We start from the raw sequence: 15,596 nt of genomic DNA, 5'->3' as shown, positions 1-15,596 counted from the left end.
GTGACCGTCGTCGCGACGCAGGTTCACGAAATAGCCCGACTGCGGCCGGCTTTCGAGCAACCCGCGGCTCTCCAGCAACAGATACGCATGCAGCACGGTCGTGATGCTGATCCGGTGCTGCTGGCTCGCCTGCCGCACCGACGGCACACGATCGCCGTGTCGATATACCCCTTGCCGAATGAGTCGCTCTACGTCGTTTGCAAATTTCTCGTAGAGCTTCATCCGCCTCGCCCCGCCAGCGATGAACCGGCCTGCCCCGCACGAGCGGTACGGCCACGCCGACGCATGAAGCCGGATAGCCGTCGCCGGGCGCGGGTGTCCCGGTTCGGACCTCGTCCGTTACCGAAATTGAAGGCGAATAGCAATGCGAATCTCATCAAGACAAGGTTCGGCATCCTACTGCGTCATTTCGGCGAATGTAAGTGACAGTTTGGCGAGGAAAACTCAAATCCGGCCGGCGTGGTGAACAGATGCGTACACGACGGCGCGGCCGCACCGTGGCCGGTCGCCGCGCGCACGTCATCAAGTACCGCGGGCGGAGGAGGCGCCAGCGGTGGCGCGAGGCCCGGCCATGCGCGGGCTCGCTCGCGCTCAAGCGTCGTCGACGTTGTCCGCGTAGTGGTCGATCGCGACCTTGCACTCGTCGAACACCGCCGTCAGCAGCGCGACGTCGTTCGACTCGATCCACTTGCGGATCTGCAGGAACTGGCCGGTGCCGAGATCGGCGATGCGGTCCGGATCGTCGGTCGTCACGTCGACGACCGCGATCGCGCGGTTGCCGGGCAGCGGCGACAGCGTCGCCGCGATGTCGAAGCGCCGGTACGATTGATCGATGCGCATGCAATGCTCCCGAATCGGTTCGAAAGGGGCGCGCTCAATCGAGCGCCTGGCGAAAGACCTTGCCGCCGAATCCCGTCACGACGTTGTCGACCGAGAACGGCGTGTCCTCCTTCGCTTCGAGAATGACCGCGACGCTGCCGGGCACGAGCCGCGCCGCGACCGTCTCGACGAACGCACCGTCGAGCAGCGCATTGCCGGCCGCGTGCGCGAGAATGCCGGTGCCCGCGCCGGTCGCCATGCCGGTCACCACGCCGAGCGGCCCGGCGAGCAGGCCGAGCAACCCGCCCGCGATCGCGCCGATCACGCCGCCCTTGAACGGCCGCGATTCGGCGTCGAGCACCGCGAGCTTGCCGTTCGCATCCTTCTCGACGATGACGCCGTTCTCGATGTGGAATCCTTCGTTCTTCTCCGACAGCGCGTCGAAATCGTTCGCGGCCTGCCGAGCCGTGTCGACGCCGCCGAACACGGCGACGATCAATTGCCTGGTCATGCGACACCTCGTGTGGTGGGATGAGGGTGGGGCCGCCGCGCCTCGCTCGGCGCGCCGCGGTTCGCTCCGAACGCCGTCCGCGCGTTACTTGCGGCCATGCAAGTCGTCCTCGACATCGTCGACGTCCGCCGGAAAGCGGTGCTGCCCGAAACTCAGGATCAGCACGCCCACCGCGAGCAGCACGATCCCGAAGGTCGTCATCAGCATCCGCTCGGGGCTGTCGGTCGCGCCGCGCAGGATCAGGTCGCGCGCGAGCGACGTCATCGCGATGAACAGCGGAAACCGCACCGGCAGCCGGCCGAGCCGCAGATAGCGCAGGTCCATCGCGAGCACTTCCAGATACAGGAACATCAGCAGCAGGTCGGTCAGCGACACTTCGCCCGCGAGCACGACCTTCCACGCTTCCTGCGCCATCGCGAACGCGGTCGCCAGCCCGATCACGACCAGCCCGGCCAGCTCGGCCGCGTGCAGGAAATGACCGAAGCGGCGACGAATGCGCTCGGCGGTCGTATCGGCGGATGCAGTGGACGTATTCAACGCGTTAACCGGTGCAGTGTCGTAGAGGGTGCGATCGATGCCGCGTCGCCGCGGCGAGGGGTCTCGGGTAACGGAAAGCCCGCGACGGGCGGGCCGGAAACCGTTGCGCACGCATCGGCTCCGCTCGCGCCGGTCGCCTGCGCAACCGCGGACAGCGTCCGCCGGCAACACGCGTAAAACGCGACGCCGGCATCGGTGCACACGACATCGTCGCCCGCGCGGTCCAGCAACAGCCGGCAGCCGAGATAGCGTTCGAGGCCATCGAGCCGCGCATCGACCTGCGCGACGTCGAGCTTCAGACCGGACGCCGCGCCGCGCAGCCCGCCATGCTCGACGATTGCACCGAAAATACGCATCGCTTCCAAAAGGTTCATCATGATGGCCATCGTCGGGCGGAGCGGAACCTAATCTACTGCACGCGACACGCACGCTCAAGAGCACAGCGCCGCGGGCGCCAGGAGTACAGCTGCGCCGCCGCCGCACAAAACCCGGCCCTGTTTGATCCATTCGAATGACAGATCGTCGATACGTGTTCCAAAGACCCGCCGAAGCTGCTAGATTGCATGCTCGACGACGTTACGCGGTGCGGATGGTCCACGCGCCGGGCGAACGCGCGGCGCCACCGTCTGCCTTCCCTTCGCGCCCCGGGGGCGGCCGCCGCCGCTGCGGCCCGTTGCGCGATGCCCGCGCAACGTCCTTCATCCGCATGTCACACAGAGCACAGAGAACCGTCGCATGACACAGTTCAACCGTTCGCCTTCGCGCGCCGCGGCTGCCGCGGCCCGTCCGTCCCGACCCGACTGACCGGCAGCCCGCGATGCAGACGCCCCCTCCCCCGATCTCCCAGGCCGTTCACAGCACGATCACGCGCAGCGCGATCTTTCTCGTGGCGACGATCAATCCCGGCGCCGATCACGCCGACACGATCCGTTCGTGGTGCGGCGACATCGCCGCGCTCGTGCGCTCGGTCGGCAAGCGCGTACCGGGCGGCAATCTCACGTGCGTATGCGGCTTCGGCTCCGATGCATGGGATGCGCTGTTCGGCGAGCCGCGCCCGGCGTCGCTGCATCCGTTCCGCGAATTCGGCGCCGGCCAGCGCGTCGCGATCGCCACGCCCGGCGACATCCTGCTGCACATCCGCGCCGAAGCGATGGACCTGTGCTTCGAACTCGCGACGCAACTGCTCGGCGCGCTCGGCAGCGCGGTCACGGTCGTCGACGAAGTGCACGGCTTCCGCAATTTCGACCAGCGCGCGATGATCGGCTTCGTCGACGGCACCGAGAATCCGGAAGGCCGCGCAGCGGTCGACTTCACGGTGATCGGAGACGAGGATGCCGAATTCGCGGGCGGCAGTTACGTGCTCGTGCAGAAATACCTGCACGACATGGCCGGCTGGAACGCACTCGCGGTCGAGACGCAGGAGCGCATCATCGGCCGCACCAAGCTGTCCGACATCGAGCTCGCGCCTGACGTGAAGCCGTCGTGCTCGCACAGCTCGCTCACCACGCTCGACGAGGGCGGCCGGGAAGTGAAGATCCTGCGCGACAACATGCCGTTCGGGCGCCCGGGCGCCGGCGAATTCGGCACCTATTTCATCGGCTATGCGCGCTCGCCGGCGCCGATCGAGCAGATGCTCGAGAACATGTTCGTCGGCCGCCCGCCCGGCAACTACGACCGCCTGCTCGACTACAGCCGCGCGGTCACCGGCTCGCTGTTCTTCGTGCCGTCGGCCGATCTGCTCGAAGCGCTCGCCGATCGTGCGGCGCCGGCCGCCGGCGCCGCCCAACCGGAATCCGCGCCGTCCGCGCCGCCGCGCGACGGCTCGCTGAACATCGGCTCGCTGAAAGGAACCCCGACCTATGAATAACCTGCACCGCGAACTCGCCCCGATCTCGTCCGCCGCCTGGGAACAAATCGAGGAGGAAGTGGCGCGCACCTTCAAACGCTCGGTGGCCGGCCGCCGCGTCGTCGACGTCGACGGCCCCGCAGGGCCCGAGCTGTCGGCCGTCGGCACCGGGCACCTGCTCGACGTCGCCGCGCCGCGCGAGCAGGTGAACGCGCGGCTGCGCGAGGTGCGCACGATCGTCGAGCTGACGGTGCCGTTCGAGTTGAGCCGCGACGCGATCGACAGCGTCGAGCGCGGCGCGCGCGACGCCGACTGGCAGCCGGCGAAGGAAGCCGCGCAGCGGCTCGCGTTCGCCGAAGACAACGCGATTTTCGACGGCTACCGCGCGGCCGGCATCGTCGGCATCCGCGAAGGCACGTCGAACCGCCGGCTCACGCTGCCGGCGGACGTGAGCGCCTACCCGGACGCGATCAGCGACGCGTTGGAGGCGCTGCGCCTCGCCGGCGTCGACGGCCCGTACTCGGTCGTGCTCGGGTCGGACGCGTACACCGCGCTCAGCGAAGCGCGCGACCAGGGCTATCCGGTCCTCGGCCATATCAAACGCATCGTCAGCGGCGAGATCATCTGGGCGCCGGCGATCAGCGGCGGCTGCGTGCTGTCCACGCGCGGCGGCGATTACGAGCTGCACCTCGGGGAAGACGTGTCGATCGGCTACACGAGCCATACCGACAAGGGCGTCCGCCTGTACCTGCGCGAAACGTTCACGTTCCTGATGCTGACGAGCGAGGCATCGGTGGCCGTGGCGCCGCAGGACGGTGCGGCCGCCTGAGCGCGGTTGCCGGCGCGCGATGCCCGCCCGGGCGCCGCGCGCGACGGCCGTGCTGCCGGCCGCAGGTTCGTCGCCGATCCAGCCCATCTTGCACGGAGAATGTCATGAGCGAATCGAATGACGCATTACAGGCGCTGCAAGCGTCCGTCGCTACCCTGCAGCAGAAGGTCGATGCCAACGCGGGCGGCCAGGCCGGCGATACCGCCGTGCTGTTTACCGTCGTGTCGCTGATGCTGGCCGAGCTGCCGCCCGACACGCGCAACCTGATCGAGGATTCGTTTTCCGTCTGGGCCAATGGTCTGCCGAATGCGGCGCTGTCGGCCGACGTGAAGCAGATCGCACGGCAACGGCTCGCGATGACACTGTTGGACTGATCGCGGTTCACCGCGGTTACGCGATGTCCGGCGCGTACCGTGCACCCCGCGCTCGCCTGCGCCGGCCCCACGGCGCGCACCGGCTGCGGTGCGCGCGGGGCCGCGCGTAGCCGGTTCGCGCCCGCGCTGCGCGTCGCACTCCGGTTCGCTCGCCGCTTCACTCCCTGCTTTTCTCCCCGCTTTTCTCCTCCTTTCGCTCCCCGTTTGCCGGCTGCCGGCGCCCTGCGCGCCCATGTCGCACCGCGCCGTTCGCCCGCCGCCCTTTACCTCTTTCCCGCCCCCCTCCACCGCCGGCTGCCCGCGCCGCCGTGCGCGCGCCCGTCTGTACTCCTTGCCGCCGAATCGCGCACCCGTGTGAGGGTGCAATTCACGGCCGGTCCGGCATGGAACTGTGTCTTGGATGGCCCGCGCCGATTCGCTATTTTGAACGCAGTCGAAGCGATGCCGTGGGCTCCTCTCGGCACGCGCGCTTTCCGCCCCGACCGCGACCGTGCGCCACGCCGGCGCGCGCTGCGAGATCGCGCGGGTGCGGCACGCGCGCCGCCGCGGTGCGTGCCGTGCCTGCGCGGTCGGGGCGCGTGAGCGCCGCACCGCATCGGGCTTCACCCTTCGCCCCACCTTCACCGACAGGAGCCAGACCACCATGCCCGCACTTTGCGATATCTGTCACGCCCGGCCGGCCGTCGCGCGCGCAACCGTGATGCAGGACGGCGAGCGCAAGACGATCTCGATCTGCGATTACCACTTCCGACAGCTGATGCGGCATCAGAGCATGCTGAATCCGTTCGATTCGCTGTTGGGCGGCGGCGGACCGTCGTCGTTGTTCGGCGGCCTCGGCGACGAATCGCCGCTCGCCGCCGAGATTCCGCGCGAATCGGTCGACCCGACCGACGCATTCAGCGAACAGACGCTCGAACTGCTGCAGCGCGCGGCCGAGAAGGCGCACGAGCTGCGCCGCAGCGAGCTCGATTCCGAACACCTGCTGTACGCGCTCGCCGACACCGACGTCTGCGCCGCGCTGCTGAAGGAACTGAAGCTGTCGCCGCAGGACATCCGGTCGTACATCGACGAGCACGCGCACACCGGCACGGCCGCGCCCGATGCGCCGCTCGACAAGCTGTCGATCTCGCCGCGCGTGAAGAAGGCCGTCCAATACGCGTTCCAGGCGTCGCGCGATCTCGGCCATTCGTACATCGGCCCCGAGCACCTGCTGATCGGGCTCGCATCGGTGCCGGACAGCGTCGCCGGCACGCTGTTGAAGAAATACGGCGTGACGCCCGAGGCGCTGCGCCAGAAAGTCGTGAAGGTGGTCGGCAAGGGCGCCGAGGATGGCCGCGTCGACGCGCCGACCGGCACGCCGAACCTCGACAAGTTCGGCCGCGACCTCACCGCGATCGCGCGCCAGGGCAAGCTCGATCCGGTGCTCGGCCGCGCGCAGGAAATCGAAAGCACGATCGAGGTGCTCGCGCGCCGCAAGAAGAACAATCCGGTGCTGATCGGCGAACCGGGCGTCGGCAAGACGGCGATCGTCGAAGGGCTCGCGCAGCGGATCGTCAACGGCGACGTGCCCGAAGTGCTGCGCGACAAGCGGCTCGTCGAAGTCAACATCAACTCGATGGTGGCCGGCGCGAAGTATCGCGGCGAATTCGAGGAACGCGCGAAGCAGCTGATCGACGAAGTGACGGCGAAGCAGGACGAACTGATCCTGTTCATCGACGAGCTGCACACGATCGTCGGCGCGGGCCAGGGCGGCGGCGAAGGCGGCCTCGACATCGCGAACGTGCTGAAGCCCGCGCTCGCGCGCGGCGAGCTGAGCCTGATCGGCGCGACGACGCTCAACGAATACCAGAAGTACATCGAGAAGGACGCCGCGCTCGAGCGCCGGTTCCAGCCCGTGTTCGTGCCGGAGCCGAGCGTCGAGCAGACGATCGTGATCCTGCGCGGGCTGCGCGACAGCCTCGAGGCGCATCACCAGGTGACGTTCGCCGACGACGCGTTCGTCGCGGCCGCCGAATTCGCCGACCGCTACATCACGGCGCGCTTCCTGCCCGACAAGGCGATCGACCTGATCGACCAGGCCGCCGCGCGCGTGCGGATCGGCGCGACGTCGCGCCCGATCGACATTCAGGAAGGCGAAGCGCAGATCGCGCAACTGAAGCGCGAGCAGGACTATGCGACCTCGCGCAAGCGCTTCGACGAAGCCAAGCAGTTCGAAGAGCAGATCAACGCGAAGCAGAAGGCCGTCGACGAGATGATGGAGGCGTGGCAGCGCAAGACCGGCTCGGAGACGCTCGAAGTGACCGTCGAATCGGTAGCCGAGGTCGTGTCGCGGCTGACCGGCATCCCCGTGTCCGAACTCACGCAGGAGGAACGCCAGAAGCTGCTGAAGATGGAAGAGCAGCTGCGCGAGCGCGTGGTCGGCCAGAGCGATGCGGTGGTCGCCGTCAGCGATGCCGTGCGGTTGTCGCGCGCGGGGCTCGGCCAGACGCACCGGCCGATCGCGACGTTCCTGTTCCTCGGGCCGACGGGCGTCGGCAAGACCGAGCTCGCGAAGGCGCTGGCCGAGACCGTGTTCGGCGACGAGCAGGCGATCATCCGCATCGACATGTCCGAATACATGGAGCGCCACGCGGTCGCGCGGCTGATCGGCGCCCCGCCCGGCTACGTCGGCTACGACGAAGGCGGCCAGCTCACCGAGCGCGTGCGACGCCGCCCGTACAGCGTGATCCTGCTCGACGAGATCGAGAAGGCGCATCCGGACGTCTACAACGTGCTGCTGCAGGTGTTCGACGACGGGCGTCTCACCGACGGCAAGGGGCGCGTGGTCGATTTCAGCAACACGATCATCATCGCGACCAGCAACCTCGGCGCGGCGATCATCATGGACAACCTCACGCAGCCGGAAGCCGCGCGCAAGACCGACAAGGCGATCCGCGAGGAACTGATGCAGGTGCTGAAGGGGCATTTCCGGCCCGAGTTCCTGAACCGGATCGACGAGGTGATCGTCTTCCATGCGCTGTCGAAGGACGACATCCGCGCGATCGTGCGGATCCAGCTCGACCGCGTGGTGCGCACGGCCGCCGCGCAGGACATCACGCTCGTGATGGGCGACTCGCTCGTCGCGCACCTGACCGAAGCCGGCTACCAGCCGGAATTCGGCGCGCGCGAACTGAAGCGCCAGATCCGGCAGACCATCGAGACGCGACTCGCGAAGGAGATCCTCGCCGACCGGCTGAAGTCGGGCGACCGGTGCGAAGTCGACTACGACAAGGACAGCGACGAAGTGAAGTTCAACAAGCTCGCCGCGCCTGAAGCGAAGGACGCCAAGGTAGCGAAAGGCACGAAGGACGCGAAGCAGGACGCCGACGGCAAGCCTGAAGCGAACGGCAAGGCCGGCAAGGCTGCGAGGGCAGCCGGCGACGGGAAGCCGGACGACACGCCTGCCGACGCCCCGCCGCCCACGGCGAAGCCCGGCAAGAAGTCGTCCGGGGCGAAGAAGGACGCCCGCTAGAAAAACGCATGCCCCGCCGCCCGGGGCACGCATGACCGGCTCCGTCCGCCGGACGGAGCCGCCCCACGCCGCGACACGGCGCAACCGAGCCACCCGCACCGGGCCCGGCTATTGGAGATTCACATGACAAATCGACGCGAAGTGCCAGGCATCAGGAAATACGACGGGCCCGCCGGCGGTTGGGGCGCGCTTCGCGCGACAGCCGATGCGGTGCGCACGCAGATGGAAACCATCGAGGCACCGATCGTGCTGATGCGGACCAACCAGCCCGACGGCTTCGACTGTCCCGGCTGCGCGTGGCCCGACAAGGAGCACAAGTCGACGTTCCAGTTCTGCGAGAACGGCGCGAAGGCCGTCACGTGGGAAGCGACGACCAAGCGCGTGACGCCCGAGTTCTTCGCGGCGAACACCGTGTCGTCGCTGCTGCGCATGTCGGACTACGAACTGGAGAACATGGGCCGGCTCACCCATCCGCTCGCCTACGACCGCGCGACCGACACGTTCCGCGCGATCGAATGGGACGACGCGTTCGCGCGCATCGGCGAAGTGCTGCGCGCGCTGCCGCCCGAGCAGGTCGAGTTCTACACGTCGGGCCGCGCGTCGAACGAAGCCGCGTACCTGTACCAGCTGTTCGCGCGCGAGCTCGGCACCAACAACTTCCCCGACTGCTCGAACATGTGCCACGAGCCGACCAGCGTCGGCCTGCCGCAGTCGATCGGCATCGGCAAGGGCACCGTGTCGCTGGAGGATTTCGACCACTGCGAGCTGATCATCTCGATCGGCCACAACCCCGGCACGAACCATCCGCGGATGATGGGCACGCTGCACGAATGCGCGCGCCGCAACGTGCCGATCATCGTGTTCAACCCGCTGCGCGAGCGCGCGCTCGAACGCTTCGCCGATCCGCAGGACATGATCGAGATGGCGTCGTTCGGCTCGACGCGAATTGCGTCGACGTACTACCAGGTCGACGCGGGCGGCGACGCGGCCGCGCTGAAGGGCGTCATGAAGGCGCTGCTGCGGCTCGAGGCCGAGCAAGGCAACGTGCTCGACCGCGACTTCATCGCACAGCACACCAATGGCTTCGAGGCGTTCTCGGCCGATCTCGAAGCCACGTCGTGGGACGACATCGAACGCGCGAGCGGCCTCAGCCAGGCGCAGCTCGAACAGGTCGCGCTCGCGTATGCGAAGTCGAACGCGACGATCGTCACGTACGGGATGGGCGTCACGCAGCACAACAAGGGCACGGCCACCGTGCGCCTGATCGCCGACCTCCTGCTGATGCGCGGCAACATCGGCAAGCCCGGCGCCGGCGTGTGCCCGCTGCGCGGCCATTCGAACGTGCAGGGCAACCGCACGGTCGGCATCACCGAGAAGCCGTCGGCCGAATTCCTGAAGAAGATCGAGGACGTGTGCGGCTTCACGCCACCCGCGCAGCACGGGCACGACGCGGTGCAGGCGATGCAGGCGATGATCGACGGCACCGCGAAGGCGCTGCTGTGCCTCGGCGGCAACTTCGCGGTCGCGCTGCCCGATCCCGAGCTGTCGTTCCCGGCGATGGCGAAGCTCGACCTGAGCGTGCATCTCGGCACGAAGCTGAACCGTTCGCACCTGCTGGTCGGCAAGGAAACCTTCATCCTGCCGGTGCTCGGCCGCACCGAGCTCGACATGCAGGCCACCGGCCGGCAGTCGATCACCGTCGAGGATTCGATGTCGATGGTCCATGCGTCGGCCGGCAAGCTCAAGCCCGCATCGGACCAGTTGCGCTCCGAGCCCGCGATCGTGGCCGGCATCGCACACGCGACGCTGCCGAACAGCAAGGTCGCATGGCTCGACCTGATCGCCGACTACGATCGCATCCGCGACCTGATCGACAAGACGGTATCCGGCTTCGAGGCGTTCAACGAGCGCATTCGCACGCCGGGCGGCTTCCGCCTGCCGCTGCCGCCCACCGAGCGCGTGTGGCCGACGCCGACCGGCAAGGCGATGTTCTCGGTCTACAAGGGGGTGAAGGAGGATGCGGACGTGCTCGGCGCCGAACAGGTGCTGCGCCTGATCACGCTGCGCAGCCACGACCAGTACAACACGACGATCTACGGGCTCGACGATCGCTATCGCGGCGTGTTCGGCCGGCGCGACGTGCTGTTCATGAACGCGGCCGATCTCGAGAAGTACGGGCTCGAACACGGTGACCTCGTCGACATCGAGACGGTCACCGCGTCGGGCCGTACGCTGCGCCTCGAGAAGATCACCGCGATCGAGTACGACATCGCGCCGGGCTCGGTCGGGGCGTACTACCCGGAAGCGAACGTGCTCGTGCCGCTCGACTACATCGACAAGGAAAGCGGCACGCCGTCGTACAAGTCGGTGCCGGTGCGCGTCGTGCGCTCGGCGGTCGTGTGATGCCGCGGCAGGCGCGCGCCACGTCGCCCGCAGCGTGCCTGCCCGATTCCCGCCACCACTCGCCGCCGCGGCGCGAGCGACGCGGCGGCCCCTTCTTCATCGTGCCGCCGTCGGCGGCATCGTCGCGCCCGTCTGCCGGCGCCGATACGCGCTGTCGCGCGTCGCGAGCCAGTAGTACAGCGGCGACGTCAGCAGCAGGCCCACGAGCCACGACAGGTCCGCGCCGCCCAGATGGGCGGGAATCGGGCCCGCGTACATCGGCGTGTTCATGAACGGAATCTGCACGACGATGCCGATCGCATACGCGAGCAGCGCCTGCGGATTGAAGCGGCCGTAGATCCCGCCGTCCGCCATGAAGATCGACTGGATGTCGTACTTGCCCTTGTGGATCACGTAGAAGTCGATCAGGTTGATCGCCGTCCACGGCACCAGCACGACCAGCAGCGCGAGCACGAGATCGACGAGGTTGCCGACGAAGTTCGTCGACGCGCCGATCGCCGCATAGCAGCATGCGACGAAGATCGCGACCGACACCACCGCGCGCGTCTTCGCGGTCGGAATCCACTTGTATGCGAACGTCTGTACCGACGTGATCACCGCGAGCACCGCGCCGTACAGGTTCAGCGCGTTGTGGCTGATCACGCTCAGCAGGAACAGCACCAGCATCAACGGGCCGAGCGGGCCGGTCGCCTGCTTGACCGCATCCATCGTGTCCGCGCCGGCCGGCACCGCGAGCACCGCGACCGCGCCGAAGACGAACGCGAGCGTCGAGCCGATCGTGCAGCCGAGATAGGTTGCCCAGAACGTCGACGCGACGCCGACGTTTTCCGGCAGATAGCGCGAATAGTCCGACACGTACGGCGCGAACGCGATCTGCCACAGCGCCGACAGCGATACCGTCGCGAGCCAGCCCGCGAAGTCGAAGCCGCCGCGCGTCAGGAAATCGGCGGTGCTCACGTGCGACAGGATCATCCAGAAGCCGACGGCGATGCCGATGCCGAGCACCCATGTGCCGATCCGGTTCAGGATGTGGATGAACCGGTAGCCGACGATCCCGATCAGCCCGGAGCCCACCGCGCCGATCACGATGCCGACGGGGACTGGCACCGACGACGCGATGCCGTGCACCGACTTGCCCGCGAGCACGATGTTCGACGCGAAAAAACCGACGTACATCACGGCCGCGATCACCGTGACGAGCAGCGCGCCCCACGAGCCGAACTGCGCGCGGCTCTGGATCATCTGCGGGATCCCCATCTGCGGCCCCTGCGCCGAATGCAGCGCCATCAGAACGCCGCCGACCGCTTGGCCGACGACGATCGCGACGATGCCCCACATCAGGTTCAGGTGAAACATCTGCACGCCGAGCGCGCCGGTCACGATCGGCAGCGGCGCGATGTTGCCGCCGAACCAGAGCGTGAACAGGTCGCGCACCTTGCCGTGGCGTTCCGAGGGCGGCACATAGCCGATCGTGTGCTTCTCTATCATCGGGGACGCATTGCGTTGCGCGTTCGTCATGGTGATGTCTCCAGTCCTGCGCGGCGATGCGCGCGTGCCGTGTGCGCCGGCGCGCGTCGGGGGGGCGCGCCGGCAATCGGTCCGGATACGCGAGCGCCGCCGCGCTGCGTGCACGCGGCGGCGCCGAACGAAGCGTCGCGTGCGCCGCCAGGCGGGGACGGATGACGTGTCCCGCCGGCGCCCACGCGGCCTCGTCGCGATCCAGGCTGGAGACGATGGTGCGCCATGCGCATCGGGGCCGGAAAATACTAAAAATATTTCCGCGACATACGAAAAAGCTCTGCAGCGGAAATTTCGGCGCCGAAAGACTTCAGGTAAGGTGCTACGCGAATCCAACAGCATGCGCCCACGGCGGCACGCCGGGGCCGGGCATCAGGGGTGCTTGTGGCTCACTACACTTTGCGGCAACTGAAATACTTCGTCACGACGGTCGAATCCGGCAGCGTCGCCGAGGCATCGCGTCAGCTCTTCATCGCGCAACCGTCGATTTCCAGCGCGATCAAGGGGCTGGAAGAGAGCTTCGGCGTGAAGCTGTTCATTCGCCACCACGCGCAGGGCGTGTCGCTGACGCCGAGCGGCACGCGCTTCTACCGGAAAGCGCAGGAACTGCTGCGCATCGCGCACGAGTTCGAACAGAACGCGCTCGCCGACAACGACGTGATCACCGGGCAGATCGACATCGGCTGCTTCGAGACGGTCGCGCCGCTCTATCTGCCGCAACTGATCGCGGGTTTTCGCGAACGCTACCCGGGCGTGAACATCCGGCTGCGCGACGGCGACCAGCAGGAACTCGTGCAAGGGCTGACGTCCGGCACGTTCGATCTCGCGCTGATGTACGACCACGATCTCGACGGCACGATCGAAACCGAGCCGCTGATGCCGCCGCAGCAGCCGTACGTGCTGCTGCCGGAGCACCACCGGTTCGCGGGCCAGACGCACGTGTCGCTGCGCGACCTGTGCGTCGAGCCGATGATCCTGCTCGACGTGCAGCCGAGCCGCACGTATTTCGTCAGCCTGTTTCACGAGCTCGGGCTCACGCCGAACATCGTGTTCGGCTCGCCGTCGATCGAGATGGTGCGCGGGATGGTCGGTCGCGGCTTCGGTTTCTCGCTGCTCGTCACGCGCCCGCATTCCGAATATACGTACGACGGCCAGCGTGTCGTGACGATCGGCCTCAGCGAAACGGTCAGCCCGTCCGGGCTCGTGAGCGCACGGCTGAAGCGCGGTCAGCTCACGAAACAGGCGCAGTCGTTCGTCGATTTCTGCCGCGAGCGGCTCGCGCAGATCGTCGCGCAACCGGCGCAATCGCCGCCATCGGCTCGATAGCGGCGGCAAGGTCGACGATCGGGAACGGGATGTGGAAGACACGCGCGCCGTCGGGCGCGGCGCATGCGTGCCGGCCGCCCGTTCAGGCGGCGGACGAGAGATACGCGACCAGACGGCCCAGCATCGCGTCGCAACCATGCAGTTGCTCGAGCGTGACGAACTCGTCGGGCTTGTGCCCCTGATCCATGCTGCCCGGCCCGCACACGACGGTCGGAATGCCGGCCTGCCCGAACAGCCCGCCCTCGGTGCCGAACGCCACCGTGCCGAACGCGTCGGACCCGCTCAGCAGCGCGAGCAGGCGCGCGGCCTCGCTGTCCGGCGCGGTCGCCAGCCCCGGATACGCGCCGAGCGGCTGCAGCCGGATGTCGGTATCGGGCTGCACCGCGCGCATCCTCGGCAACAGTTCGGATTCCGCATAGTCCTGCAGCGTTCTCGGCACATCGTGCGCATCGAAATCCGGCAGCGCACGCACCTCGAAATCGAATTCGCATTCGGCCGGCACGATGTTCAGCGCGCGGCCGCCCTTGATCAGCCCCGTCTGCACGGTCGAGAACGGCGGATCGAAGCGGCCGTCGTGCCGTTCCGGCCGCGCGAGCGCCGCACCGATCTCGCCGAGCCGGCCGATCAGCTTCGCCGCATAGTCGATCGCGTTGACGCCCGACGGCGCGTAGGCCGAGTGGCACGCGGCACCCTTCACGTGGCAGCGCATCGCGAGCTTGCCCTTGTGACCGAGCACCGGCTTCAGTTCGGTCGGCTCGCCGATCAGGCACATCCGCGGACGATGTTCGCGCGCGGCGAGTCGTTCAAGCATCGGCCGCACACCGAGACAGCCGACTTCCTCGTCATACGAGAACGCGAGATGCACCGGCAGGCTCAGCGGCCGCGCGACGAACGCCGGAACGGCCGCGAGCACCGACGCGATGAAGCCCTTCATGTCGGCCGTGCCGCGGCCGTACAGCCGGCCGTCGCGCTCGGTCAGCCGGAACGGCTCGACCGTCCACGCCTGCCCGTCGACCGGCACCACGTCGGTGTGCCCCGACAGCGCGACGCCGCCGCGATCGCGCGGGCCGATCGTCGCATACAGGCTCGCCTTCGTGCGTTCCGCGTTGTAGAACAGTTCGCTCTGCACACCCCACCCGGCGAGATAGTCGTGGATGAAGCCGATCATCTCGAGATTCGAATCGCGGCTGACCGTCGCGAAGCCGATCAGCCGTTCGAGCAACGCGCGGCTCGACGGATCACTCATCGCCCGGCACTCCGTAGCTCGGCGCGGCGGTCGGGTTCAGCGCGCGTGTCTGGTAGTCCTGCATCTGCGGTCGATACGCGCGCCATAGCGCATCGAGCTGCCCGATCGGATCGGCGTCGGCCCAGTCGACGCGCAGGTCGACGATCGGCCAGGTCACGTCGCCGGCCACCTTCAACGCGGCCGAATGCACCGGGCCGGCCTCGCCGCCGGCCGCCATGGCCGCGTGCATCGCGGCCAGCAACCTGTCGGCGAGCAAGCCGGACGCCTGCTCGAAGGCCCGCACCATCGCGTCGATCACGGCTGGCGCCGCCAGCAGGTTGCCGGCCGCCACGCATTGTTCGCCCTGCACCGCGTGATGCGTGCCGAGCGCCTCCTTGCCGGTGAAGCATGCCGTCTGCCCCTGCCCGTCGATCGCCGTGACCTGCCTGTACTGGCTCCAGCCGTTCGCACTCAACGCGCGGTCGAGCGCCGCGGCAGGCGCGAGCAGGTCGTGTTCGATCAGGTCGAGAATCTGAGGCCCGAGCGCCGGCAGCGTGATGTTCTGCGTCGCGACGGCGCCGACGCCCGCGCGCACCCACGGGCAGCGCGCGCCCACCGCGATGCTCGACGAACTGATCGCGATCCCGAGCTGGCCCGTCTCCGGGCAGCGCCCGACGATGGAGAAAGTCATGTCGCC

Annotated in this window: 14 protein-coding genes; 6 read left to right on the top strand and 8 right to left on the bottom strand. The window is 68.1% G+C overall.

Annotation, left to right across the window (positions count from 1 at the left end; translation table 11 throughout):
- The 5 genes from WS89_RS31620 to WS89_RS02115 all read right to left on the bottom strand — a co-directional run.
- Positions 1-222 (bottom strand): GntR family transcriptional regulator (locus tag WS89_RS31620; RefSeq protein WP_156440501.1); only part of this gene is annotated, 222 nt, incomplete at its 3' end.
- 369 nt (positions 223-591) lie between these two features.
- Entirely contained in the window at positions 592-840 is a 249-nt protein-coding gene (locus WS89_RS02130) for a hypothetical protein (protein ID WP_059502908.1), read from the bottom strand.
- Positions 841-874: 34 nt separating this feature from the next.
- Positions 875-1,330, bottom strand: a complete 456-nt coding sequence (locus WS89_RS02125) for a DUF1269 domain-containing protein (protein WP_059789353.1) — start codon at positions 1,328-1,330, stop codon at positions 875-877.
- Between the two features lie 84 nt (positions 1,331-1,414).
- A complete protein-coding gene (locus WS89_RS02120; RefSeq protein WP_059789352.1) occupies positions 1,415-1,867 on the bottom strand; it encodes a phosphate-starvation-inducible protein PsiE in 453 nt (150 codons plus the stop codon).
- Positions 1,864-2,241 carry a LysR family transcriptional regulator gene (locus WS89_RS02115; RefSeq protein ID WP_059789355.1) on the bottom strand — a complete coding sequence of 126 codons (378 nt, stop codon included), beginning with the start codon at positions 2,239-2,241 and terminating at the stop codon, positions 1,864-1,866. Before WS89_RS02115 ends, WS89_RS02120 begins: the two co-directional genes overlap by 4 nt.
- Before the next feature lie 443 nt (positions 2,242-2,684).
- On the opposite strand from WS89_RS02115, the gene WS89_RS02110 reads away from it, so the two are divergent.
- The 5 genes from WS89_RS02110 to WS89_RS02090 all read left to right on the top strand — a co-directional run bounded on the left by WS89_RS02110 (position 2,685) and on the right by WS89_RS02090 (position 10,830).
- Entirely contained in the window at positions 2,685-3,734 is a 1,050-nt protein-coding gene (locus WS89_RS02110) for a Dyp-type peroxidase (protein ID WP_059789351.1), read from the top strand.
- On the top strand, positions 3,727-4,542 hold the full coding sequence (locus tag WS89_RS02105; RefSeq protein WP_059502916.1) for a family 1 encapsulin nanocompartment shell protein: 816 nt from the start codon (positions 3,727-3,729) through the stop codon (positions 4,540-4,542). The genes WS89_RS02110 and WS89_RS02105 overlap by 8 nt, the downstream gene beginning before the upstream one ends.
- Positions 4,543-4,646: 104 nt before the next feature.
- Positions 4,647-4,916, top strand: a complete 270-nt coding sequence (locus WS89_RS02100; protein WP_059789350.1) for a hypothetical protein — start codon at positions 4,647-4,649, stop codon at positions 4,914-4,916.
- 643 nt (positions 4,917-5,559) lie between these two features.
- Positions 5,560-8,427 (top strand): ATP-dependent Clp protease ATP-binding subunit, encoded by a 2,868-nt coding sequence (locus WS89_RS02095; RefSeq protein WP_059789349.1) that lies wholly within the window; start codon positions 5,560-5,562, stop codon positions 8,425-8,427.
- Between the two features lie 123 nt (positions 8,428-8,550).
- The gene (locus tag WS89_RS02090; RefSeq protein ID WP_059789348.1) at positions 8,551-10,830 is read left to right on the top strand and encodes an FdhF/YdeP family oxidoreductase; all 2,280 of its coding nucleotides are present in this window, start codon (positions 8,551-8,553) and stop codon (positions 10,828-10,830) included.
- 96 nt (positions 10,831-10,926) lie between these two features.
- Here WS89_RS02090 and WS89_RS02085 read toward each other — a convergent pair whose 3' ends face one another.
- Complete coding sequence (locus WS89_RS02085; protein WP_059789347.1) at positions 10,927-12,348, bottom strand: purine-cytosine permease family protein; 1,422 nt, start codon at positions 12,346-12,348, stop codon at positions 10,927-10,929.
- Positions 12,349-12,732: 384 nt separating this feature from the next.
- On the opposite strand from WS89_RS02085, the gene WS89_RS02080 reads away from it, so the two are divergent.
- On the top strand, positions 12,733-13,674 hold the full coding sequence (locus WS89_RS02080; RefSeq protein WP_059789346.1) for a LysR substrate-binding domain-containing protein: 942 nt from the start codon (positions 12,733-12,735) through the stop codon (positions 13,672-13,674).
- Between the two features lie 82 nt (positions 13,675-13,756).
- On the opposite strand, the gene argE is transcribed toward WS89_RS02080, so the two are convergent.
- A complete protein-coding gene (argE, locus tag WS89_RS02075; RefSeq protein WP_059502927.1) occupies positions 13,757-14,920 on the bottom strand; it encodes an acetylornithine deacetylase in 1,164 nt (387 codons plus the stop codon).
- Positions 14,913-15,590 carry a DUF1028 domain-containing protein gene (locus tag WS89_RS02070; RefSeq protein WP_059789345.1) on the bottom strand — a complete coding sequence of 226 codons (678 nt, stop codon included), beginning with the start codon at positions 15,588-15,590 and terminating at the stop codon, positions 14,913-14,915. The genes argE and WS89_RS02070 overlap by 8 nt, the downstream gene beginning before the upstream one ends.
- Between the last annotated feature and the right edge of the window lie 6 nt (positions 15,591-15,596).

The organism is Burkholderia sp. MSMB1072, assembly GCF_001524725.1.
Classification (GTDB): domain Bacteria; phylum Pseudomonadota; class Gammaproteobacteria; order Burkholderiales; family Burkholderiaceae; genus Burkholderia.
The sequence above is the reverse complement of the archived record's forward strand: the minus strand, read 5'-3'. Positions and strand labels throughout refer to the sequence as shown.

Excerpts from the sequence above, each read along its gene's own strand:
- WS89_RS02130 (WP_059502908.1), bottom strand. The coding sequence starts at position 840 with ATGCGCATCGATCAATCGTACCGGCGCTTCGACATCGCGGCGACGCTG.
- WS89_RS02125 (WP_059789353.1), bottom strand. The coding sequence starts at position 1,330 with ATGACCAGGCAATTGATCGTCGCCGTGTTCGGCGGCGTCGACACGGCT.
- WS89_RS02115 (WP_059789355.1), bottom strand. The coding sequence starts at position 2,241 with ATGAACCTTTTGGAAGCGATGCGTATTTTCGGTGCAATCGTCGAGCAT.
- WS89_RS02110 (WP_059789351.1), top strand. The coding sequence starts at position 2,685 with ATGCAGACGCCCCCTCCCCCGATCTCCCAGGCCGTTCACAGCACGATC.
- WS89_RS02105 (WP_059502916.1), top strand. The coding sequence starts at position 3,727 with ATGAATAACCTGCACCGCGAACTCGCCCCGATCTCGTCCGCCGCCTGG.
- WS89_RS02100 (WP_059789350.1), top strand. The coding sequence starts at position 4,647 with ATGAGCGAATCGAATGACGCATTACAGGCGCTGCAAGCGTCCGTCGCT.
- WS89_RS02095 (WP_059789349.1), top strand. The coding sequence starts at position 5,560 with ATGCCCGCACTTTGCGATATCTGTCACGCCCGGCCGGCCGTCGCGCGC.
- WS89_RS02090 (WP_059789348.1), top strand. The coding sequence starts at position 8,551 with ATGACAAATCGACGCGAAGTGCCAGGCATCAGGAAATACGACGGGCCC.
- WS89_RS02085 (WP_059789347.1), bottom strand. The coding sequence starts at position 12,348 with ATGACGAACGCGCAACGCAATGCGTCCCCGATGATAGAGAAGCACACG.
- argE (WP_059502927.1), bottom strand. The coding sequence starts at position 14,920 with ATGAGTGATCCGTCGAGCCGCGCGTTGCTCGAACGGCTGATCGGCTTC.
- WS89_RS02070 (WP_059789345.1), bottom strand. The coding sequence starts at position 15,590 with ATGACTTTCTCCATCGTCGGGCGCTGCCCGGAGACGGGCCAGCTCGGG.